This is a genomic window from Paenibacillus ihumii (assembly GCF_001403875.1).
GTDB classification, from domain to species: Bacteria; Bacillota; Bacilli; order Paenibacillales; family Paenibacillaceae; genus Fontibacillus; species Fontibacillus ihumii.
The window spans coordinates 477,665-498,103 of record NZ_LN884298.1 but is presented as its reverse complement, the minus strand read 5'-3'; the positions used below and the strand labels follow the sequence as shown (position 1 = coordinate 498,103).

The window sequence follows — 20,439 nt, the reverse complement described above, 5'->3', positions numbered from 1 at the left end:
AGATTGCGAGGTATTAATTAGATAATTCTAGAGCGCGCAGCATTCTCATTACGGTAACTACGTTCTGCTCACGAGTTACAGGCGCTTGAGGTGCCAGCTCGTCAGCCGATATGCCGTAGAGGACTTTGTGCTCTACCATAAATGCCATAGCATTACGGGCGAAGGCACCGATGGCATGCTGATCCTTGAATTTATCCAGCACATCCTCAGCTGCATTGTTCTCTTTGCCAGCATAGCTCATCGCATTTGCCAGCATCACTGCCAGCTCCTGGCGGGTAACCAGACCGTTAGGATCGAATGTGCTGCCGGTTCTGCCCTTGATCAGTCCTGCTGCATAAGCTGCAGCGATTTCATTGGCATACTTCGATTGCGGATCTACATCCGTGAACACGGACGGGTTGTCGCCAGGGATAATTCCCAGGCCTCTTACGATCAAAGATATCATTTCAGCGCGGGTAGTATGCTGCTTAGCCCCGAAATGATTGGCATTCTCGCTCGTAGCGATCAATTTGGCTATAGCCTCGGCTACATCCTTTTTGGCCCATGGCGAGACATCAAGAAGGCTAGGGAGGCTGGATTGAACCAGTGCATAAATGCCGATGCCTGTTTTCTTGATTTCCACAGTAATTGTCCCGTCGGCATTGACTTTAACCAGGGTAGGCACGGAACGAATTTCATTCGTGTCTGGAATATAGACGATTCCGACAAGGCTCTTCGCATCGATGCCGGCTGCATCCAGTGTAATAAATTCGCTTACTCTGGATTTGCCGAATTGCTTGAGCTCTTGCTTCGTGTTATCAGCGTTAAGCTTCTCAATTCTAAGCACGGCAGGCTCTGTAAGTGCCTTTTTGCCTTGCAGCAGCTCCGCGAAGGCTGCCTTTTCAGCCTCTGTCGGAGCAGTGATGGAAATGCTCGCGCTTCCCTCTCCGGATAGCAGAGCCGCAGGAATGCGGTGCTCCTTTCCATCCACAAGCAGGGACAGGCTGCTCTCCGGTCCTTTTTTGGCCAGTGCGGCAATGACCTCTTGAGGAATTTGGAGCTCTGCCTGCTTGGCTTTATCGCCAGCAGAGATTTGGAAGTTCAGAGATTTAGAATCGTTAATAGCCTTGACTGCCGCATCAGCCGGCACGGTTACGACGGCCTTGTCTCCATCGAGAACCACTTTGGCGTCAAGCTGTCCTTCAGGCTTAGGCTTCTCTGGAGCTGGTGCAGGCGTGCCCGATCCGCTCGAACCGCTGCTTCCACTAGAGCCGCTTGAACCTCCGGAGCCTCCAGAACCGCCAGAACCGCCATCTGATCCAGAACCGCTTGAAGTCTGTGCGCTTACCACGTTAGAAGCTGCGGATACCTTCTCAATCTGCTCATCTGCTTTGGCGATCGCCAGCAAATGAATCTTGTAAGTGGTATTCGGCGTTAGAGAGCTGATGGTGTATTGATTAGCCGTAGTGGTTCCCACCATCACGTTATTCACATAGACCTCGTACTCGGTTGCTCCGGTAACCGCTCCCCATTGGATTTGAATCGAATCGCTCGATGCAGATGCCAATAGATTGCTAGGAGCTGCTAGAGCAGAAGTGTTCACACTGCCGTCGATCGGCAGGTCCTTCACCAGCTGAGTAGTCAACGTCCGGTTGCGGTCGCCGCTGATCTCCCAGCTCATGACGCCTGCGATATCCAAGGATTTGACGATCGAGGCCGTGTACATCATTGTAGCTTTGTCGTTATAGGTAACGAAGCCTTTGGTTTCCTCGCTATACAGGTAAGGGACCTTTGCCGCTTCATTCCAATAACGGACATAGCCGTTCTTGTTCAAGAAGTTTTCCTCAATATCTGTATAGTCCAGTATACCGGCTTCCCAAGTTCCCGGCATAATGCTGTCGCAGGTCTGATATTGACCGTTAGCAGGGCAATCTGCCCATGCTTTTCCGTAGAAAGGCACGCCTACCATCAATTTATGCTGTGGAACTCCGCCATTCAAATGGCCTAGAAGACCGCCAAGCACATGATTTCTTGGAGCTGTGGTCGATGCCAATGGATGCTCCTTATCATAGAACAATGGTGAATTGTGGTGCGCCAGCGTCTCCCAGCTTCCGCTGAAATCATAGGACATAATATTAACAAAATCGAGATATTGTACGGAGTTGGCGAGATCGGCATTTCTGACGAAGTTATCGCCTTGTGCAGAAGCAATTGTTAATAAATAGTACTTGTTGTCCTCGGAGCCGGCTGCATCCAGCGCTTCGCGAACGGCTTTCATCATAAGCGTGTAGTTTTCCGGATCCTCAGGGCTTCTGGAGTTATCTTCCTCTCCGCCCTCAACAGGATATTCCCAGTCCACGTCTAATCCGTCAAGCTTGTATTGACGAAGGAATCTAACCGCTGAATCCGCGAACGAGCGGCGGGTTTCCTCGGTTGCTGCCATATTGGAGAAGTTGTTGGACCAGGACCAGCCGCCGACGGAAACCAACAGCTTCAAATGAGGGTTTCGGTCTCTGATCTCTGCCAATGAATCCAGATTCACGAAGTCGAATTCCGGATCGCCTATAATGATTTCGCCGTTATGGACGTAGCGATCCTGGCCAGGAATAGTAGGATCCTCGCAAGCTCTTACGGTGCTGCCGAATTTCTTCCAGCAAATATCGCCAAAGGCGTAGTTAATATGTGTGATTTGTGATACATCAATATCTGTTGGATGGAAGTTGCGTTCTGTGGGGCTAGCAGACCAAGAGGTGTAATAAGTAATATTGTTGTAGTTGCTGCCCGGTACTACCGAGATCTCCTCGCTTGCAGAAGAAGACCATAAGCTGTTCTTGGCAACAATGGTATAACGATAGGTTTTGCCTTCTTCAAGTCCCTTGGCTACATAACGGTTATCGCTGCTGGAGCCGATCTTAGCTCCATCTTGATAAATGTCATAGCTTGTAGCCCCAGAGACAGGCGCCCATCCTAAAGCCGCGGCGCTTCTTGTAGCTGACACGATCTGCAGCCCCTTCGGCTGGGCAAGCTCGCCCCATGTTACGGTGACTAGGTTGCTTTTCTCGGAAGCCGGCTCATCGTCATTTACCGCGCTTACTGCGAACGTATAAATGCTGCCTTGTGCAAGGGGGCCGTAGGACAGTGTAGTTCCATCGGTTTCCTCTGCCAAGGCATCGTTCACATAGAGCTGGTATCCGGTCGCCCTTGGGCTGGAGCCCCAGTTCAAGGTTATCGTATCTGCGGAGACATCCGTGACCTTCAAGAAGCTTGGAGGTGCAAGAGGCGCTTCCTCATACACGGTTGTGTCTGCCGTTGTAGTAAATTCAAGAACATTACTTTTTAATTCTTTAGAAGGCCTGTGGTCATACCAGGTAATGTAAATGCGATAGGTGGTTTCCGGCTGAAGATTCGTGACCGCATGAGTAGTCAGGTTCCCCCAAGTGATATATCTGTCAGTATCGGCATCCCAGACATCGATATTATTCGGGTCATCTGGAAGGTAGTTCCATTCAAAGGTAGCCTGATTATGTGTTGCTTCAATTAGCCGAAGATTAGCCGGTGCGGCGGTTTTCTCGGGTTTGCCCGGTCCATCGAGGGTCGTAAATTCGACCACATTGCTTTTGTGCCGCAATGCTGCTTCTGGGGCCGGTCTTTCATACCAGGTAATATAGAGCTTGTAAGTCGTATTTGGCTTTAAGTCATCAATCGTTCGACTGTCGCCGCTACCCCAAGTGAAATACTCATCGGTATCGGCATGCCACACATCGACATCTCCTACATGGTTTGGATCATCGGGATCATAATCCCATTCTATAGTAGCTCCAGTAGAGGTGATTGAATCCTGCACGACCCTTAAATTCTGCGGCGCCAGCGGATCTTGGGATGCAAATGTGTAAGTAGAAGCGGTCACTGACGCAGGGGCATTTGCGTAGGTTGTAGACTGAGGAGATGAATTGCCATCTGCAGCGTGGGCCGTGATGGAATGAAGCAGCGGTGTGAAAGATATTGCAAAAGTCAGAAGCCATATCACCCATTTTGAGCGTTTCCTGGGTACCATTGAGTTCACCATTTTCACCCCTGTTAGCTTAGTAATTGAAAAACGTGCGATTCCTCAACATGCAAGGATGTTGCTCAGGTTCTCACCATGATATTGAAAGCGTTTACTAAAATTGGCGATAGTTTAGTGTGCACCAGCCTCCTTTGGGTTGATTTTGCAAATTCCTTGTTGAGCTTTCAGTCCCCTTTCCTTGTTGCAAGATGAATGTTCATAAAGTGTTAACAATCTAATCATGGAATCTACCTGGTTAATTGGGAAGGGGGAAATATTTATAAAAGAGGGATAAAATCTTATAATTAGGCATTTACACCTAGGAAAATGAGATCATAATGGGGGTATTTGAGGCCGTGTTTGCCATTATGAGCGGACTATGACACGATATAAGGTAGATGCGAGCCCCCCGAAAAGCCTCATGCTGACCGGGGTTGGCAAATTATATTTCATCATAAATGAATGGAGGAACTGGAGATTATGCCGTTACCGAATTGTCCGAAATGTAGTTCAGAATATACATACGAAGATAGAGATTTGCTGGTATGTCCGGAATGCGGCCATGAGTGGACGGCTCATAGCGACAGCCTAGAGAGTGAAGAGGCTAAGGTCGTGAAGGATGCCAATGGCAATATTCTAAGCGATGGCGATTCTATTACTGTGATTAAGGATTTGAAGGTAAAAGGAAGCTCATCCGTGATCAAAATCGGCACCAAGGTGAAGAACATCCGACTGATTGACGGTGATCATGATATCGATTGCAGGATTGACGGCTTCGGGGCGATGAAGCTGAAATCGGAATTTGTGAAGAAAATATAGTTGCTAGAAGACAGTTCCTGCACGAAATAGGTGCGGGAGCTGTTTTTTAATTTTGTTGAAGGAAGCTATCCCAGGTGAAGGAGCAAGCCTAATCTATTGCATGGGAATTATGATCAAATTGACTGCTCAATTGCAATATATAGTAGAATAAAAAACGTCCTTAAAAAGACATTGCACATTGAATATATGAGTATCGGCAGCCCTTAAATAACTTGAAGGAGTATGAACAATGTCAAATAGCGATCGATGGCAAGAGAATTTGACAACATATGGGCATAATGAGAATACAGCAGCTGCTTCTCCCATCGGCTTTGATCGGAGGTCCATTCTTCAGGCCGACTGCGAGAACTGCTTTGGGCTATGCTGTGTCGCACTTCCCTATGCGGCTTCTGTTGATTTTGCAATCGATAAAAATCCAGGGCAGCCTTGCCCCAATCTACAGTCTGATTTCCGCTGTGGCATTCACCAGGGTCTTAGACAGCAGGGCTTTCGGGGCTGCACGGTATATGATTGCTTTGGTGCGGGTCAACAGGTCTCGCAAGGGACCTTCGAGGGGCGTGACTGGCGGAAGTATCCAGATACGGCTCAAACCATGTTCGAAGTGTATCCGATGATGTGGCAGCTTTATGAGCTCTTATGGTACTTGTCCGAGGTGCTGACCATCCAGTCTGCACGCCCCATTCATGAGGACGTTCAAGGAGCGATGGAAAAGACGGAGCAACTGACATATCTTGACGCGGATATTCTTTTGAAACTGGATGTAGCTGCACACCGGGCTGAAGTGAATAAGCTGCTTCTTCGGGCTAGCGAGCTTGTAAGATCGGCAGTATTGCAATCGTTGCAGGGCTCGGCTGCTCGCCGGAAAGCCTTTGGCCGTGGCGCGGATCTGATCGGAGCTAAGCTTAAAGGCGCAGACCTTCGAGCCGCCAATTTAAGAGGGGCATATCTGATCGCCGCCGACCTGCGGGGGGCAGATTTGAGAGGGGCAGATCTCATCGGTGCGGATTTGCGGGATGCAGATCTTCGAGGGGCTGATCTTGCGGATAGTATTTTTCTCACCCAGGCTCAGATCAATTCTGCCAAGGGAGACGCCCATACCAAGCTGCCACAGGCAATTAACCGCCCGATGCATTGGCTGCTGCCCTCCGGGTAGAAGGTCACTCCTGCCAGAGATTCCATCTATAACTAGCTTATGTTCAGGTATAGCCTTCCCGCTGGAATTGAGATACAATGAGAGATAATTACTTACCGTTTGAATGATTCTTACCTTTTGAAAGTTAAGAGAAGGATCTAGATTGAAGTGAAATAGATGGATAAAGCAGGAGGGATTTACTATGGAAATAGGCGTAAGCACTTTTGTTGAGACCTCGCCGGACGTACATACCGGCAAGGTGATGAGCCATGCACAGAGGCTGCGCGAGGTTGTCGAGGAGATCGTGCTGGCCGATCAAGTCGGGCTGGACGTCTACGGGGTAGGCGAGCACCATCGCAAGGATTATGCGGCATCATCTCCAGCCGTCGTGCTGGCTGCCGCGGCGGCTCAGACGAAGCGGATCCGGCTGACGAGCGCGGTCACGGTGCTGTCCTCGGACGATCCGGTACGGGTATTCCAGGACTTTGCCACGCTGGATGGCATTTCGAACGGACGGGCTGAAATTATGGCTGGGCGGGGTTCCTTCATCGAATCCTTTCCGCTGTTTGGATATGATCTGCAGGACTATGACGAGCTGTTCGATGAGAAGCTGGATTTGCTTCTGAAACTATGCGAGTCTGAGAAAGTGACCTGGAGCGGCAAGCATCGTCCGGCGATTCATAATCTGGGCGTCTACCCTCGCCCGGTTCAGAATCCGCTGCCCGTGTGGATCGGCAGCGGGGGGAACAGGGAATCGGTAATCCGCGCCGGACTGCTCGGCTTGCCGCTCGTGCTAGCGATCATCGGCGGCCGTCCAATTCAGTTCGCTCCACTCGTACAGCTCTATAAGCGGGCAGCGGCCCAGGCGGGGCATGATGTATCCAAGCTGCCGATCGCCTCGCACTCCCATGGCTTTGTCGGGGAGGATACGGAGGCTGCGGCGGACAGATTCTTCCCCTCCACGCAGGCGAGCATGAACGTGATTGGCCGCGAACGGGGCTGGGGCCATTACGACCGGGCCAGCTTCGATGCTGCCCGCAGTCCCGAAGGGGCGCTGTATGTAGGCGACCCGGAGACGGTGGCCCAGAAGATCATTCATTTGCGCAAAAACGTTGGGATCACCCGCTTCTTCCTGCACGTACCGCTTGGTACGATGCCGCATGAGGATGTCATGCGGGCTATCGAGCTGCTGGGCACCGAGGTTGCGCCGCGGGTTCGGGAGGAGATCGCCCGCTGGGAGGCGGAGAACGAAGGGGACATTTAAACAAATAAACAATTTCGACAAAAAACTTGAACATGTCCATTGACAAATCCCCGGGGGAGCAGTTATATTTAAAAAAACTTAATATTCTTCCTGAAGGGGAGTAGCTGATACAACAAAGTCGTCAATTCGAAGATGATGTCTTCCGGCTTTGTTGGCAACGAATTTGTTGTTAGCAAGACCTTTGCCTGCTTTTTACACGGGTGAAGGTCTTTTTTATTGAACCTTTGCCGTTTGGCAAGGGTTTTAATTTTTTTAGACGGGCTTAAGGGGGGTTCGTTAACGGATCGCAAATGTTTGAATGATTCCTGAGGCAACAAGCTAACACTAGAAAAAGTACAAGAACGATTCGGAAAAGGGGATGGAGAATGGATTTTTCAATCTTATTGGAATATGGCTGGGTTCTGGTATTATTAGTCGCTCTGGAGGGACTTTTGGCCGCGGATAATGCACTGGTGTTGGCGATTATGGTGAAGCACCTGCCTGAATCGGATAGAAAGAGAGCTTTATTCTACGGGCTTGCGGGCGCTTTCGTCTTCCGTCTTGCCTCGTTGTTTATCATATCTTTTCTAGTCGATGTTTGGCAGATTCAAGCGATTGGGGCATTGTATCTGTTATTTATCGCGATTAATCATATTGTCAGAAAGGTGTTCATTAAGAAGCAGGAGACTAAAGCCGAGAAGGAAAAGAAGCAGTCCGGCTTCTGGGCAACGGTGATCAAAGTTGAATTAGCGGATATTGCGTTCGCGGTGGATTCGATTCTGGCAGCCGTCGCCATGGCGATGACGCTTCCAGATACGCCGCTTCCGGCAATTGGCGGCATGGACGGCGGGAAGTTTATCGTCGTGTTCGCAGGGGGGCTGATCGGGTTGATCATTATGCGGTTTGCCGCCAACCTGTTCGTGAAATTGCTGCATTCCAGACCAGGCTTGGAAATTGCCGCCTTCGCCATCGTCGGTTGGGTGGGCGTCAAGCTCGCTGTTTTAACGCTGGGACATGAGGATGTGGGCATCATTTCGTCCGAGTTTGCGCACTCGACGCTTTGGAAGCTGATCTTTTATTTTGTTCTTATTGTCATCGGTGCGTCAGGCTGGTTCCTCTCCAAAGAGAAGAAGCCGTCCGTGGCCGGGTCATAACGCATAAGGGGCTGAGCCGGGAGTCGAAGGACTTGGGCTCAGCCTCTTTTCTAATGGCAGCTATAAATCTCGTGCAGCAATGGCATGCGCCGTTCACTAGCTGTGCAAGCCAGCGGCGGCATATCCACAGCCTCAGGTTCATCCGCTTGCAGGAGGCGAAGGATTCTGCTGCGAAATTGAATAAATCCGGCTTCCGTTCTGACACGCGGCCGGGCGAGCGATATGGGCAGGATCTCTTTGATTCTGCCGGGGCCTGGCGTCATGACAATAATTCTGTCGGCCAAATAGATCGCCTCTTCCACGTCATGGGTCACAAGGATAAAGGATTTGTTCTCCCGCAGCCAAATGCGAGTCATCTCCTCCTGCAGCTTCTGCCGAAGAATCGCATCCAACGCGGCGAACGGCTCATCCAACAGGAGGAGCCGGGGGTTAAGGCATAGTGCTCTGGCGATCGCAACCCGCTGGCGCATGCCGCCGGACAGCTGCTTTGGATACAGCTTGGCCGCCTTTTCCAAGCCGAGAATGCTGATATATTCATTAACGATGCTTCTTTTGGTTTTTGTATTCAACCCTGTCATGTCGAGGCCGAAGGAGATGTTATCGCGAACATTGAGCCATGGGAAAAGAGCATATTCCTGAAAAATAAAGCCCCGTTCGGGCGAGGGGCCCGTTACGGGCATTCCCTCGACCTTCACGCTTCCCGAAGACGAGGATTCGATGCCGGCGATCAGCTTAAGCAATGTGCTTTTTCCGCATCCAGATGGTCCGAGCAGACAGATAAACTCGTTCTCCCCAATGCTTAAGGAGATGTCTTCCAACGCTTGAATGACATGCCCGCTGCTTGAAGGATAGGCTTTGGTCACATGTTGGATTTCTACATGCAATGTTCATCACTCCCGATGATTTGTTAAGACCTCATTTCCACTTGATCGTCATACGTTCGAGTCCTCGAACCACAGCGGATGAAGCGAACCCCAGCATGCCAATCGTAAACATCCCGATTACAGAAAGGCGGTAATCGAGCAAATGATAAGCCTGCCAGGTCGTGTACCCGATGCCGGTTTGCCCCGACATCATTTCTCCCGTAATGACCCCCATCCAGGAGGCGCCTACTCCTACGGATAGGCCTGTGAATATCTCCGGCAGCATAGCCGGCAAATAGACGCGCCATATCAGCCTGGCAGGGCCGCAGCCCAGGCAGCGTGCGGCCTGTACAAGATTGGCGGGAATTCTACCTGCGGCATCCTTCGTACTGATCAGTATCGGAAAGAACGCCCCGAGGAACGTAATAAAAATAATGCTGCTCTCAATCGTAGGGAACAGCAGCATGGCGACAGGCAGGAAGGCGATCAGGGGGATAGGGCGGAACAGCTCCAGGCTTGGAAACAGAGCGTCTCTTGCAAGCTTGCGGTTCCCGATCCACAGGCCGATCGGCACCGCCGTAATGAAAGCAAGGACAATTCCGCTTAGAACTCTTGCCGAACTGACGAATATGTCCTTATAGTAGCTGCTCTCTTTCAGATAAGATAGCCAGGTCGCAAGGATATCCACGGGGTCCGGCAGGTTGCCGAATTGAAGCGGCCAGGTGATGTTCATCCGGACCAGCCACATCCATGCCGACAGGAATACCGCGATGGACAGCGTGCGTACGGAATAGGACGTAAGCTTTCTTGGCCTTCTCATGTTCAATATACCTTCCCGTCTATCCACTCGCCCTGTAACTCCTCGTCGGACAGAAAGATCTTCCCGCTCTCTTGGACTGCAGTCCGCAAGTAGCTGTCATCGACGAATGTCTTTAAGTCAAGCCTGGCCTGAAGCTTGCCTATCCCGGTGAGGAACTCGATGCTTCCGTTTAGCGTGTCGAGGTCCTTTTGATAGACTGCCGAGTCGAACCGGATGCTCTCCACCATTTGCAGGCATATTTCCAACGGGAATTGGCTTTCGGCTTCAAAGATCCGGGCCGCTTCCTCCGGATGCGAGATTGCAAACTCATGCGCCTCGTTCAGGGCCTGAAGGAAGGCCGTTACATAAGGTTTGTTGGATTTAGCCCAATCCAGATTAGCGACGACGCCGGCCAGGTAGTCGATACCCGTTTCCTCGCCGAGCTGCAGCACCGTGCCGATGTCCTTGAACTGCATCAGGCTCGGGTAAGGCTCCCATGTGGAATGAGCGTCAATCTTGCTCTGCTCGATGCTTTGCATGCCTACCGTGACGGATTGATCAACGATCGTCACCTGATCGACCAGATCGACCGATCGGAGGGAATCCAGCAGCATTCGGTGAGCACTGCTTCCGATCGGCGTGGACACCGTTCTGCCTTTAAGATCGGTGATCTCCTTGATATCGCTATGGCTGGGGATGAGAATGGCCTGATTCCGGCCATGCTTTCCTTTTCCGTCGAAGGCGAGAAATACAGAATTGTAGTTAGCTTGCGTGACTCCCAGCACCCCGTTCAGCAAGGAAGGCATGTCTCCCAAAAAGGAGATCTGGATTTTGCCGCCAGCCATATGGTTATTCAGGATGGAGCCTGCCGGAGCATCGAACCATTCTACTTGAATATTATGGTCAGGTGCTTGCTGCTTCAGGTATTTCTCGAACAGCTTTTGATTCTTTATGATCAGCGCGCCCCAGGTCTGGGCGGTTGGAGACTGATAGCCGACCGTGATTGTCACGGTCTCTCCTGCGGGCGAGGCAGTGCCCGGCGAGGAGGGGGCACTTTCCGTGCTCCCCGGTTCCGGTCCGGATGCCGGTCGATGGAGCGCGCAGGCTTGCAGCAGCAGTAGCACGAGGATTAGCGTCATGGCCGTTCCGGCGGCCTGGAGGGGATTACGCTTATTCATGGCATCGACCTTCCTTCTTCGTGAATCATTGAAGTGATGTTATCTTACTAAATAAGGAATATGGACGGTTACCGCATCTACCGGACAGTCCGTCTGGCAAGGCGTGCAATACCAGCATTCGTCATATTTCATATAAGCCTTGTTGTCCTGGTCCAGTGCGAGAATTCCCATCGGACATACTTGAATGCATATGTTGCAGCCGATGCATTTGTCCCGGTCGATAATTACGCTAGCCTCTACTCGCTGTGGTATAAAATTGGCGGACAAATTACTCATGTCATCTTAAGCTCCTTTCTTCACCGTTAATGGGCCGGCGCCTTTTGGTCGGTGCCGGACGCCTCTGGCTCTGGCTCCAGAATATAGGGCGGCAGCTCCTTGGTATACAGCTCGCATTCACCGGTGCTGCCCTTTCGGACGATGACTCGTTTGAGCCAGTTCTGATCGTCGCGATCTGGATAATCCAGGAAGTAATGGTAGAATCCCCAGCGGCTCTCCTTGCGGAACAGCGACGCTCGGGCCATCAGCTCCGCGCAGTCTACGATGCTGTGGACTTCGAGAGCCCGGCCGACCTCATGCGGATCCCTGGCACCAAGCAGTTGGAGGTCTACATGGCGAAAATGGGCGATTTTCTCCAGAGCCATCTCCATCTTGACGATGGTCTTCGGCGGCATGAGATATTGCGTGACAATCCGCCGTATTTTATATTCCACTTGTTGATGGGGGACGCCTTCGGGATTGCCTGCAATTCTGGCGATGCGTTCTTTTTCCGCTTCGATTTGTTCCGGGTCGGGCTCGATATGAACCTGATCCTTCGCAAAATGAGCTGCATTGGTGCCCGCGATCCTGCCGAAGGTAAGTGCGCCCAGCAAATATTGATGCGGAACACAGGCCATGTCTCCGGCGGCATATAAGCCCTTCATCGAGGTCTCTGCTTCATGGTTGACGAGGACACCGGAGGCGCTATGACCGCTGCACAGCCCAAGCTCCGAGAAATGGAGCTCTACCATGTCGGTGCGGTAATCTTGGCCGCGTCCTGCATGGAACCGGTCACGGCTCGGTCGTTCGTTATTGTGGAGGATGGCTTCAATTTTTGAGATCGTCGTGTCATCTAGATGGGACAGCTTCAAGAACAGCGGCCATTCCCCCTTGTTGGCCATCTTCCACATATTCATGATCAGTTCGCCGCTCCAATAATCACAGCCCGTAACCCGTTCCCCTTTGGCGTTGGCTGTATAGCCTCCGAATGGGCCGGCAACATAAGCGCAGGCGGGACCGTTATAGTCCTTCATCGTTGGATTGATTTGATAGCATTCGATCCCCGTCAGCTCCGCGCCGGCATGATAGGCCATGGCAAATCCCTCGCCGGAGTTGGTCGGGTTCTCGTAGGTGCTGTACAAATATCCAGAATCCGTCAGTCCCATTCTTCCGGCCGCGCCAGCCGTCATCACTACCGCTTTGGCATGCACGAGGACAAGCTCGCCGCTCCTCACGTCGTAGCCGAGCGCTCCGATCGTCTGGTTCCCCCAAGTGAGCAGTCTGGTAGCCATGACCCGATTAACCACTTTGCAGCGCATTTGCTTTACTTTTTTGGTCAGAATCAGCTTCAGGTCACTCGCCTTCGGCATCGGCAGCACATATCGGCCTTTCCGGTGAACCCGGTAAACTTCATAGTTTCCGTCGGCATCCTTCTCGAAATCTACCCCCCAGGAGTCGAGCTCCTGGACAATCTCATAGCATTCCGAGGCCTGCCGAAAGACGGCGCGCTGGTCGACAATGCCATCATTGGAGGCCGTAATTTCAAGCGTGTATTCCTCAGGCGTTGCTTTTCCTGGAATTACCGCGTTGTTAAGACCGTCCATCCCCATGCTGATCGCGCCGCTGCGGCGAATATCTGCCTTGTCTAGTACGAGCACCTCCAGTTCAGGCTGGGCGGCCTTCGCTTTGATGGCGGCCATCGTTCCGGCCGTTCCGCCTCCGATAATTAGTACATCCGTTGTATAAACTCTTGTTTCCATCCGGATATGCAACCTCCCTTGGACTTGAAAAAAGACACAGTACCTTATAGAAGGCAGCCGTGTCTCCGGTAAGTCCAGTCGACATTCATTATTCCCATGCAGATACTATGTCTTTCGATTTGCTATGAATCTTATCATCGGGGCAAAAGAGGCGTCAATACGGAATAGAACGATGAGGAGCAATGAGGAATAATGAGGAATAGAGCAAGAAATAAGTTGTTTGGGTGGGAAGAATTGGATTACAATGATATAAATCATATTATTCACATTAAATTTATAGGAATTTAATGCGGAGGTGGGATCAATGAATGATAGGGGATTTCGCTTGATTACATTGCAGGAGGCAATGAACCTGTTCGGCATAAGCCGGGCAACGATTGACCGCTGGCGGCAAACCAAAGGATTGCCGTACATTAAAATCGGCAGGGAAGTATTTATCGATCCCGCACAATTGCAGCGATGGATCGGCGGCTTCACCCGCGAACATGTCGAGTCGGAACCGAGAAGGCAGGAACACGAACCGGACCGGGTGGCCATTGGCTATCAGAGCGGGACTGCTCATATGTGGAGCGCGCTGTTGATCAAGGAGGCTGGCTTCTTTGAGGAAGAGCTCCGCAGTCTTTTTCCGGGGAAGGATGTGGCAGTAGATTGGTACAACGCCCATAACGGCATTGAACTGGTGGAAGGCCTGATCACAGAACGCGTTCAAATCGCATCTCTGGGGGACTATCCCATTCAAATAGCTCATAAATTAAGCGAAATGCTGCCTTCGTTTCAATCCGTGCTGCTTGCCTTCGACGGCAAGACTCCAAACGGGAAGGGAATCTCGATTGTTGTTCCGCCCGGCAGTCCGATTCAGCGGGTTGAAGATCTGCAGGAGCTGGAAATATCAACCGTGCCGCATTCGAGTGCAAGCTCCCGGTTGGAAAGGTTGATTACGGTTACTGGGCATATATCGGCTCGGCAAATCGTCGCGACTCCTATGCGGGAAAGCATGGAACGGATCATGAGCCGCCAGGTCGGAGCAAGCGCTATGTGGGAGCCGTACCCGAGCCTGCTTCAGGAGGCGGGGGCGGGCCGAATCCTGTTCGAGGAAGGCATGGGCGAGGATTATTTGACCGGAATCGTGGCGGGCAAGGCGTGGGCGGCAGCAAATCCGGCAGTGACGACCGCTTATCTGAAGGCTCATCTAAAAGCACATCAGATGATTCGGGTTCATTTGGACAAGGCTGCTGCGCTGATACATCGTGCAACAGGAGTTCCCCAACGAACCGCTGCCAAGGTTCTGCGGCGTGTTCGCTGGGATGCGGCGATTTATGAGCGCGATCTGCACACTCTGCACAAGCTGGATACACTTGATTCTGATCTCAAGGGGCGTGAGGCTGATTCGCTCAATGTTGAGACGGTGTACCTGCAGGCTGCATTAAAGCATCTGAGGCTGCAGCCCGTTCCCGATGCTCCTATCCGGGGAGAATGGTCTTCCGAGGCTGTGTATTAAGACGGATTCTCCGGTGACGGATTGCTGGGATTAGGAGATGCAATAGAATATAATAAAACTATAAGGCCTGACGGGCCACACTGTAAAAATTGGAGTGAGTACTCGACGTGGCAACGATAGAGGATTTTTTGAAGTTGGATATTCGCATAGGAACAGTGATCCAAGCAGAAGCCTTTCCGGAAGCAAGGAAACCGGCGATTAAGTTAGAAATTGATTTCGGGGAGATCGGCATCAAGCGTTCTTCCGCCCAGATCACGAGAAGGTATAATCCAGAACAGCTTATAGGCCGGCAAGTAGCCGCTGTAGTGAATTTTCCAGTGAGGCGGATCGCGGGCTTTGAATCGGAAGTGCTCGTCATTGGTGGCGTTCCCGGTGAAGGCGATGTTGTACTATTACGACCGGATCAGCCTGTGGAGAATGGCACGCCTGTCGCTTAACCGTATTTGGCAGGTGCTTTTCGTTCCACGGACGGATACGGATGCTTTGCGAGAAGCTCTAAATATTGCCTGAATTAAACTAGCCTAGCGGCTTTATCGCTAGGCTTTTTATTTCTTCTTAAGGAATTCTGGATTCAATCTCATTTGCGAGGCGAAGGAAATCAGGGGGCCTGATGGGGGCGAAATCTCCTCTTCCTTAGTAAAAAACCTTGCTGCGCAGTATATCCAGCGCATGCTCGATCTCTTGCAGCTCCTCCTCGGTAGCATGAGCAATTCTTTCAGCAAAACGGGACTCCACCCGCCCAAAAGCCTCATTCATCATCTCCTCCCCTTGCTTGGAAAGACGAATATATTGCTTGCGCCGGTCGGCTTCGTCCACTACCTTGTCGCATAGCTGCTTCTCGCTTAGCTTCCGCAGCTCCCGGCTCGTATTTGGCATGGAAATGTGCAAGCATTCGCTGATTTTGCTCAGCGTTACCGGCTGGCTGATCGAAATGAATTCAAGCATTTTATATTGAAGGGGCGTAATGTCTTCAGATCTAATATCTCTGGTCATATGATTCGTTATTTCATGAACGGCCGAGACAAAGGCCACGAATTTCTGGAACAATTCGCTCTTGCCCATAGAATCACCTCTACACACACGATAACAAAACGATTATCATATAACAATTATCATTTGACAATAAAATAGGAGGTATGCTACCTTTTTGTTATCAAATGATAAGTAAAAGGAGACTAAACGATGAAACTGCTCATTATTTATACACATCCGAATCATCAAAGCTTGAATTATGCATTTTTACAGGAGGTTATCCGAGGCAGTGAGGAGAATGCCGCCATTGAGGAGATGAAGGTACTCGATTTATATGAAGCAGGCTTCAATCCTGTCCTTGTGTTCAATGAACATAAGCGCAGGAGGGATATGCATGCTGATCCCGATTTAGCCCCATACAGGGAACAGCTCATGTGGGCGGATAAGATCGTGTTTATTTACCCGATCTGGTGGGGACGGCCTCCAGCCATGCTGCTCGGATACATCGACCAGATGTTTGCCTCGGAATTTGCATATAGAGATAAGGGGGGAATCTTTCCAGAGGGATTGCTGAAGGAGAAATCCGTCGTGTGTATTTCAACGATGAAGGGGCCGACCCACTACCCATTGTTCTGGTTGAACAACGCTCACAAAACATTAATGCGCAAAGCGCTGTTTAACTATGTGGGCATCAAGAAGGTGAAATTCTTTGAATTCGGCAAGATGGAGAGCCCGCAGGGCAAGCAAAAGGAGAAGCTGGAGAGGGTGTATCGTTTTTTTAGGGGGATGGTGAGTTGAAGTTAATAAGTTTGCAGTGTGAGTGAGAATTATTAGAGAAACATAATGTAAACTAATTACCGATATTCAGGAGAAGGACTTAGAAAAAGTTGCAAAGGATATCTAAAAACACCGGTGTGAGCCGGTGTTTTTTGTATTTATTAATTGCTAAAGTCTTCAGTATTCTACGATATTATAAGTGGCCATCAAGAACGCAGGATTTAGCCTTTTAAAGGGAAGTATATTCAATTAGTAGACTTATATGGGAATCCTTGGTAGGATCATTATATAGTTTGGAAAATATTTCTGAAAGAGAATCTAAATCCATTTTTGCATCGTACTGTTCGTTTACTAAACAGTTAGCAAAATAATTTTTTAAATGTTTGGTGTATTTTGTAATAGAAATATTGGAATTATCAAATGATGTATATTTGCCAATTGAGTCCATTTCGCTGCTCACTTGCAATGCTTGAATAATAATATGATTCTTTTCATTCCCACTACTTAATATTTGTTGCATTGTAGCTAGTGAGTTTCTGAAGTCGTTATCAATGCTGCTTTCTAATCTTGAAACAGTTTGATAATAATAACCAACAAGGATAGCTAATACTATCAAAAGGAGTGATGATATCAAAAAATACCTTTTATAATTTTGTTGCACAAGTCATTCCACCTTTTTTAGATTTTGATTTTAAGATTAAGGGAGTGTTGATGAATTGAAGAAAAAAATTAACTTTTTTACTATCGCTTGTAATGTTATTTCTTATTGTAGTTCCAAATAATGTTTTGCAACTAAATTACATAAAGACTCTGTTTTGCAAGAATTAGGAATTAATATCAATGAATTATCTCCTCAATCCAAAGATCTATTCTGGAATAAAATTAATTCTAATTTTGATGTCAATAATATGCGCCCAGGTAGTGAGCATACGACTTATCATGAAGTTAGAATAGTTAACTATGATGATGTAGTTAAATATGATGTAAAACCCATTACTCAATCAAGAGTAGTGTCTAGTAATCAGCACCTGCTTCATATTATGATGGGTATGGCGCTTATGCCCATCAAGAACTTGGTACTTCTATAAGCGTCTCTATTCCTTTAGGTGGTTCAATTTCATTTTCAGGTTCGTATGATAAAACTAACACCCATGTACAAGATTTTTTCTAATAACAAAAAAAACTAAAGCAGCCAGTCGTCGGAAATTCATCGGCGACTGGTTATTTAGTTTCGTTTGATTCGCGAATTGAGTTATAGTAAGCGATGTACCTCGGACGGTCTGTACCACGATTGCAGTCGTTATACGGATTAGCCCTTCGAGATAGAACGTTTAAGACTTTAGTGTGGAATGAAACGATTCAATGGGGGCATTATCAGCAGGCGTTCCTTTACGGTACATGCTCATGCAATACCTTTTCCTTTATCGTAGCCTGATAAGCCTGAGATGTACATACGCCCCTCGGTCGCTATACTTTAAGACCGGAATTTATGACGGATGCAAAGCTCTTGAATTTCTCCACGCTGTATCTGTACTTTTTTTCTTCACGACTGTTTTCCAACGATAGTTAGGTAGCTCTTGCGATCCCAAGCCATGCACAAGCCTCATTTCTATGGCTCTCATCTTTCAGCTATTCCTCTTCCGATAACATTTCCCGAATGACTCGATAAACTTTACGTTGAGTACGTTCATCCTGTTGAAGCATCAGGTTAATACTACCCCAAACCCACTTTTTAGACTGCAGAAAGGCTTCATGCTCATTATCAAATAACTGCTCGATCGATAAATCTAAAGCAGTAATTATTTTCTCAACTGTATCAAGTCGTATGTTCTTCTCGCCGCGTTCAATTTGACCGATGTAGGATGCTGTAGAGCCAATCGCTTCTGCAAGTTGTTCTTGTGTCAAATTTTTGGCTATACGATGTAGTCGAATTTTTGCACCGATTCGCTGTGTAATAGATACGGATAATTCCATAATATTTTCCACAACCTCTCTATATGAAAAGTGTAGACCAAGGAAAGAGAGGGGTGGAGTTAGCTAAAACGACTTTAGAATAATTTAAAAATCGTTTTAATATTGATACCTCCTGTAATGTGAGGTATAATTTTCCATATAATCACAATCTTTTCTCATCTGCTGATCTACGTTGAATTTTTATCATAACTACATTCCTATCTTTTAGAAAGGAGGTTAGATCTATGAAGCCAACAGCCTCAGTCCGGCAGCTATTGGAGGATTACATTAAAGAGAACGGTTTATCGCTGCATCAGTTTTCGGATATTTCCGGGGTGAATGTTGGAACACTGAGCGGCCTGATTAATTCTCGCAAGCGGATGTCGATTCTTCAATTGGATCGCATATGTATGGCTATGGGGTTGGCGGAGGGCAGTTTATATGAGTTATATATTGAGGAATTTCTGATGGAGTCATCGCCAGATTGGCGCAGGCTAAGACCTTTGCTCCAACGTTGTGTGGAGCTGAATAGGCTGGATTGTATCCAGCACATCATCATGACGGTCATGGATAATTTAGCATATGCCCCACATCTTTTTGTGCTCGCAGAGCAGTGGTATATAGCAGGGGAAAATGAAGCAGCGGCGCTATTATACCAGTGTGTAGCGGAAAGTGAAAAATATCAGCATTCGGAACGATTAGCTCTTTGTCGGTACAGATTATTCACGATTCAACTCGGGGATGACCGGGAAGCTGATCTATCCTTGGCGGCTTCTTTTGAGCCTTATGTAGGGCGCTTGGGGGAAGGGGTTCAATTGGATGCGCTTAAGGATCTGGCGGATACTTATGCAGCAAATCAACGTTGGACCAAAGTTGAGGAACTTGCTGAAGAGTTGGGGCGCAAGGCAGTTATTCAATACAGACCTGGCCCTTGCGATCAGCAGCGAAGGGAGCTTTGCCCAGAATCGGAGCAAAGGGGAACGCGAAGACCTGTACTTTTCTACATTCTTTATGCTTATCTGCTGAGAGCTAACGTTTGCGAAGCCCGGGGAGATTATGAACAGGCCTTGAACATGGTCTCGTTGTATACAGAAGTCGGCCGGGTACAGAGTTGTAGCGAGAAAGAACATGTGATCTTGGATCAATTTAAGGAGTGGGGGCGGGCTAATGCTTGCTTATACCGGCTGATGGCCGGACAAGCGGAGGTTCTGCCGGAATATGCAGAATACGTAGCTTCCCATGATAGCGAGAAGGTATCAGCCCTGCTCAAAATCACGGAGGCGGCTAACCGCCATCGTTTTCAAGTGGACCACATCCTGGAACGTTTCGGCCCTGATTTAAAATCTGAGGGACGTGAGCACGCCTTCGGGAGTTATCATGCTGGAATCGCAGCAGATCAACATACGCGTTTGTTAGCCGAACTGGCGGCCTATTATTTATCGACAGAACGGGTCGAGCTTGGAATGAATTACATCATCGCATGTCTGGAAGGCTGTGCTGCATTCTACAGTGAAGCGGTAGTTATTCGGTGTGTGGGGTTATTCGAGAAATATCGGACATGGGCAACACCGGAGATGAAGAAGCAATATACAAATTTAATAAGTGAGGTGCAAAGGAATCATGAGGAAAAAAGGGGCTTTGCTGCTGATTGTGTGTAGTTTCGTTCTGACTTTGGTCCTTCCCGGTGGGAGTGGGGGACTTGGTGTCACTAAAGTTACTGACGTATCTTCTAATTTTTCCACACAGTCATTAATTCATGGCTTGGGAGGCTAAGGGCTGATCCTGCGGATGTTTAACGAGGGATCCAGCGAGATCTCCAGCGGCAAATTAACGATCCTTTGCTTTACATAAATTAGCTCAGAATAACGAACCCTAGGGCATAACAATAAATTCAGTTCAGGAGGATGTGTTTTGCCGTGAAGGTTCGTTGGATCATTATTTGTCTCGTAGTCCTATGTGTGTTCTCCGGCTGTGCGCAAGGCGGCAAGTCAAAAACGCAGCAGGTTAAGCCG

18 protein-coding genes and 1 pseudogene are annotated in these 20,439 nt (G+C 49.0%); 9 read left to right on the top strand and 10 right to left on the bottom strand.

Annotation, left to right across the window (positions count from 1 at the left end):
• Positions 1-13 precede the first annotated feature (13 nt).
• Positions 14-4,006 carry a glycosyl hydrolase family 18 protein gene (locus BN2762_RS07175; protein WP_230202448.1) on the bottom strand — a complete coding sequence of 1,331 codons (3,993 nt, stop codon included), beginning with the start codon at positions 4,004-4,006 and terminating at the stop codon, positions 14-16.
• Positions 4,007-4,504: 498 nt separating this feature from the next.
• Here BN2762_RS07175 and BN2762_RS07170 point away from each other — a divergent pair, with 498 nt between their 5' ends.
• The 4 genes from BN2762_RS07170 (at position 4,505) to BN2762_RS07150 (ending at position 8,372) form a co-directional block, all read left to right on the top strand.
• The gene (locus tag BN2762_RS07170; protein WP_055106327.1) at positions 4,505-4,843 is read left to right on the top strand and encodes a zinc ribbon domain-containing protein YjdM; all 339 of its coding nucleotides are present in this window, start codon (positions 4,505-4,507) and stop codon (positions 4,841-4,843) included.
• A gap of 229 nt (positions 4,844-5,072) precedes the next feature.
• A complete protein-coding gene (locus BN2762_RS07165; protein ID WP_083484796.1) occupies positions 5,073-5,996 on the top strand; it encodes a pentapeptide repeat-containing protein in 924 nt (307 codons plus the stop codon).
• Between the two features lie 181 nt (positions 5,997-6,177).
• Positions 6,178-7,239, top strand: coding sequence for an LLM class flavin-dependent oxidoreductase (locus BN2762_RS07160; RefSeq protein ID WP_055106326.1), 1,062 nt, complete (start codon positions 6,178-6,180; stop codon positions 7,237-7,239).
• Positions 7,240-7,604: 365 nt separating this feature from the next.
• Positions 7,605-8,372, top strand: a complete 768-nt coding sequence (locus tag BN2762_RS07150; RefSeq protein WP_055106324.1) for a TerC family protein — start codon at positions 7,605-7,607, stop codon at positions 8,370-8,372.
• 50 nt (positions 8,373-8,422) lie between these two features.
• Here BN2762_RS07150 and BN2762_RS07145 read toward each other — a convergent pair whose 3' ends face one another.
• The 5 genes from BN2762_RS07145 to BN2762_RS07125 are packed head-to-tail and all read right to left on the bottom strand — an operon-like array spanning position 8,423 to position 13,227.
• Positions 8,423-9,235 carry an ABC transporter ATP-binding protein gene (locus BN2762_RS07145; RefSeq protein WP_230202447.1) on the bottom strand — a complete coding sequence of 271 codons (813 nt, stop codon included), beginning with the start codon at positions 9,233-9,235 and terminating at the stop codon, positions 8,423-8,425.
• A 52-nt stretch (positions 9,236-9,287) separates the two neighbouring features.
• Positions 9,288-10,055: an ABC transporter permease gene (locus BN2762_RS07140; protein ID WP_055106322.1), complete on the bottom strand. Its 768-nt coding sequence runs from the start codon at positions 10,053-10,055 to the stop codon at positions 9,288-9,290.
• 2 nt (positions 10,056-10,057) lie between these two features.
• A complete protein-coding gene (locus BN2762_RS07135) occupies positions 10,058-11,212 on the bottom strand; it encodes an ABC transporter substrate-binding protein (RefSeq protein ID WP_055106321.1) in 1,155 nt (384 codons plus the stop codon).
• Positions 11,213-11,251: 39 nt separating this feature from the next.
• Positions 11,252-11,488, bottom strand: a complete 237-nt coding sequence (locus BN2762_RS07130; RefSeq protein WP_055106320.1) for a 4Fe-4S dicluster domain-containing protein — start codon at positions 11,486-11,488, stop codon at positions 11,252-11,254.
• Positions 11,489-11,514: 26 nt separating this feature from the next.
• Positions 11,515-13,227, bottom strand: a complete 1,713-nt coding sequence (locus tag BN2762_RS07125; RefSeq protein WP_055106319.1) for a fumarate reductase/succinate dehydrogenase flavoprotein subunit — start codon at positions 13,225-13,227, stop codon at positions 11,515-11,517.
• 304 nt (positions 13,228-13,531) lie between these two features.
• Between BN2762_RS07125 and BN2762_RS07120 the strand changes: the two genes are divergently transcribed.
• Both BN2762_RS07120 and csaA read left to right on the top strand, forming a co-directional pair.
• Positions 13,532-14,725 (top strand): helix-turn-helix domain-containing protein, encoded by a 1,194-nt coding sequence (locus BN2762_RS07120; protein WP_055106318.1) that lies wholly within the window; start codon positions 13,532-13,534, stop codon positions 14,723-14,725.
• 107 nt (positions 14,726-14,832) lie between these two features.
• Complete coding sequence (gene csaA, locus BN2762_RS07115; RefSeq protein ID WP_055106317.1) at positions 14,833-15,162, top strand: chaperone CsaA; 330 nt, start codon at positions 14,833-14,835, stop codon at positions 15,160-15,162.
• Between the two features lie 196 nt (positions 15,163-15,358).
• On the opposite strand, the gene BN2762_RS07110 is transcribed toward csaA, so the two are convergent.
• Positions 15,359-15,787, bottom strand: coding sequence for a MarR family winged helix-turn-helix transcriptional regulator (locus BN2762_RS07110; RefSeq protein ID WP_055106316.1), 429 nt, complete (start codon positions 15,785-15,787; stop codon positions 15,359-15,361).
• A 120-nt stretch (positions 15,788-15,907) separates the two neighbouring features.
• On the opposite strand from BN2762_RS07110, the gene BN2762_RS07105 reads away from it, so the two are divergent.
• Positions 15,908-16,495, top strand: coding sequence for an NAD(P)H-dependent oxidoreductase (locus tag BN2762_RS07105; protein WP_055106315.1), 588 nt, complete (start codon positions 15,908-15,910; stop codon positions 16,493-16,495).
• Positions 16,496-16,703: 208 nt separating this feature from the next.
• Here the strand turns inward: BN2762_RS07105 and BN2762_RS07100 are convergent, their stop codons facing one another.
• A complete protein-coding gene (locus tag BN2762_RS07100) occupies positions 16,704-17,135 on the bottom strand; it encodes a hypothetical protein (protein ID WP_055106314.1) in 432 nt (143 codons plus the stop codon).
• Positions 17,136-17,289: 154 nt separating this feature from the next.
• On the opposite strand from BN2762_RS07100, the gene BN2762_RS27540 reads away from it, so the two are divergent.
• Positions 17,290-17,562 (top strand): hypothetical protein, encoded by a 273-nt coding sequence (locus BN2762_RS27540; protein ID WP_222861036.1) that lies wholly within the window; start codon positions 17,290-17,292, stop codon positions 17,560-17,562.
• Positions 17,563-17,616: 54 nt separating this feature from the next.
• On the opposite strand, the pseudogene BN2762_RS27535 reads toward BN2762_RS27540, so the two are convergent.
• Together BN2762_RS27535 and BN2762_RS07095 are read right to left on the bottom strand one after the other, a co-directional pair.
• Positions 17,617-17,929: pseudogene (locus BN2762_RS27535) on the bottom strand (IS3 family transposase); the annotation flags it as partial.
• Positions 17,930-18,103: 174 nt separating this feature from the next.
• Positions 18,104-18,448 carry a helix-turn-helix domain-containing protein gene (locus BN2762_RS07095; protein ID WP_055106313.1) on the bottom strand — a complete coding sequence of 115 codons (345 nt, stop codon included), beginning with the start codon at positions 18,446-18,448 and terminating at the stop codon, positions 18,104-18,106.
• A 224-nt stretch (positions 18,449-18,672) separates the two neighbouring features.
• On the opposite strand from BN2762_RS07095, the gene BN2762_RS07090 reads away from it, so the two are divergent.
• Positions 18,673-20,085 (top strand): helix-turn-helix domain-containing protein, encoded by a 1,413-nt coding sequence (locus BN2762_RS07090; RefSeq protein ID WP_055106312.1) that lies wholly within the window; start codon positions 18,673-18,675, stop codon positions 20,083-20,085.
• Positions 20,086-20,439: the final 354 nt, after the last annotated feature.

Bases quoted from the DNA above. Each gene is read 5' to 3' on its own strand.
- BN2762_RS07120 (WP_055106318.1), top strand. From the start codon at position 13,532: ATGAATGATAGGGGATTTCGCTTGATTACATTGCAGGAGGCAATGAAC.
- BN2762_RS07150 (WP_055106324.1), top strand. From the start codon at position 7,605: ATGGATTTTTCAATCTTATTGGAATATGGCTGGGTTCTGGTATTATTA.
- BN2762_RS07125 (WP_055106319.1), bottom strand. From the start codon at position 13,227: ATGGAAACAAGAGTTTATACAACGGATGTACTAATTATCGGAGGCGGA.
- BN2762_RS07110 (WP_055106316.1), bottom strand. From the start codon at position 15,787: ATGGGCAAGAGCGAATTGTTCCAGAAATTCGTGGCCTTTGTCTCGGCC.
- BN2762_RS07130 (WP_055106320.1), bottom strand. From the start codon at position 11,488: ATGAGTAATTTGTCCGCCAATTTTATACCACAGCGAGTAGAGGCTAGC.
- BN2762_RS07105 (WP_055106315.1), top strand. From the start codon at position 15,908: ATGAAACTGCTCATTATTTATACACATCCGAATCATCAAAGCTTGAAT.
- BN2762_RS07090 (WP_055106312.1), top strand. From the start codon at position 18,673: ATGAAGCCAACAGCCTCAGTCCGGCAGCTATTGGAGGATTACATTAAA.
- BN2762_RS07160 (WP_055106326.1), top strand. From the start codon at position 6,178: ATGGAAATAGGCGTAAGCACTTTTGTTGAGACCTCGCCGGACGTACAT.
- BN2762_RS07170 (WP_055106327.1), top strand. From the start codon at position 4,505: ATGCCGTTACCGAATTGTCCGAAATGTAGTTCAGAATATACATACGAA.
- BN2762_RS07140 (WP_055106322.1), bottom strand. From the start codon at position 10,055: ATGAGAAGGCCAAGAAAGCTTACGTCCTATTCCGTACGCACGCTGTCC.
- BN2762_RS07135 (WP_055106321.1), bottom strand. From the start codon at position 11,212: ATGAATAAGCGTAATCCCCTCCAGGCCGCCGGAACGGCCATGACGCTA.
- BN2762_RS07095 (WP_055106313.1), bottom strand. From the start codon at position 18,448: ATGGAATTATCCGTATCTATTACACAGCGAATCGGTGCAAAAATTCGA.
- BN2762_RS07165 (WP_083484796.1), top strand. From the start codon at position 5,073: ATGTCAAATAGCGATCGATGGCAAGAGAATTTGACAACATATGGGCAT.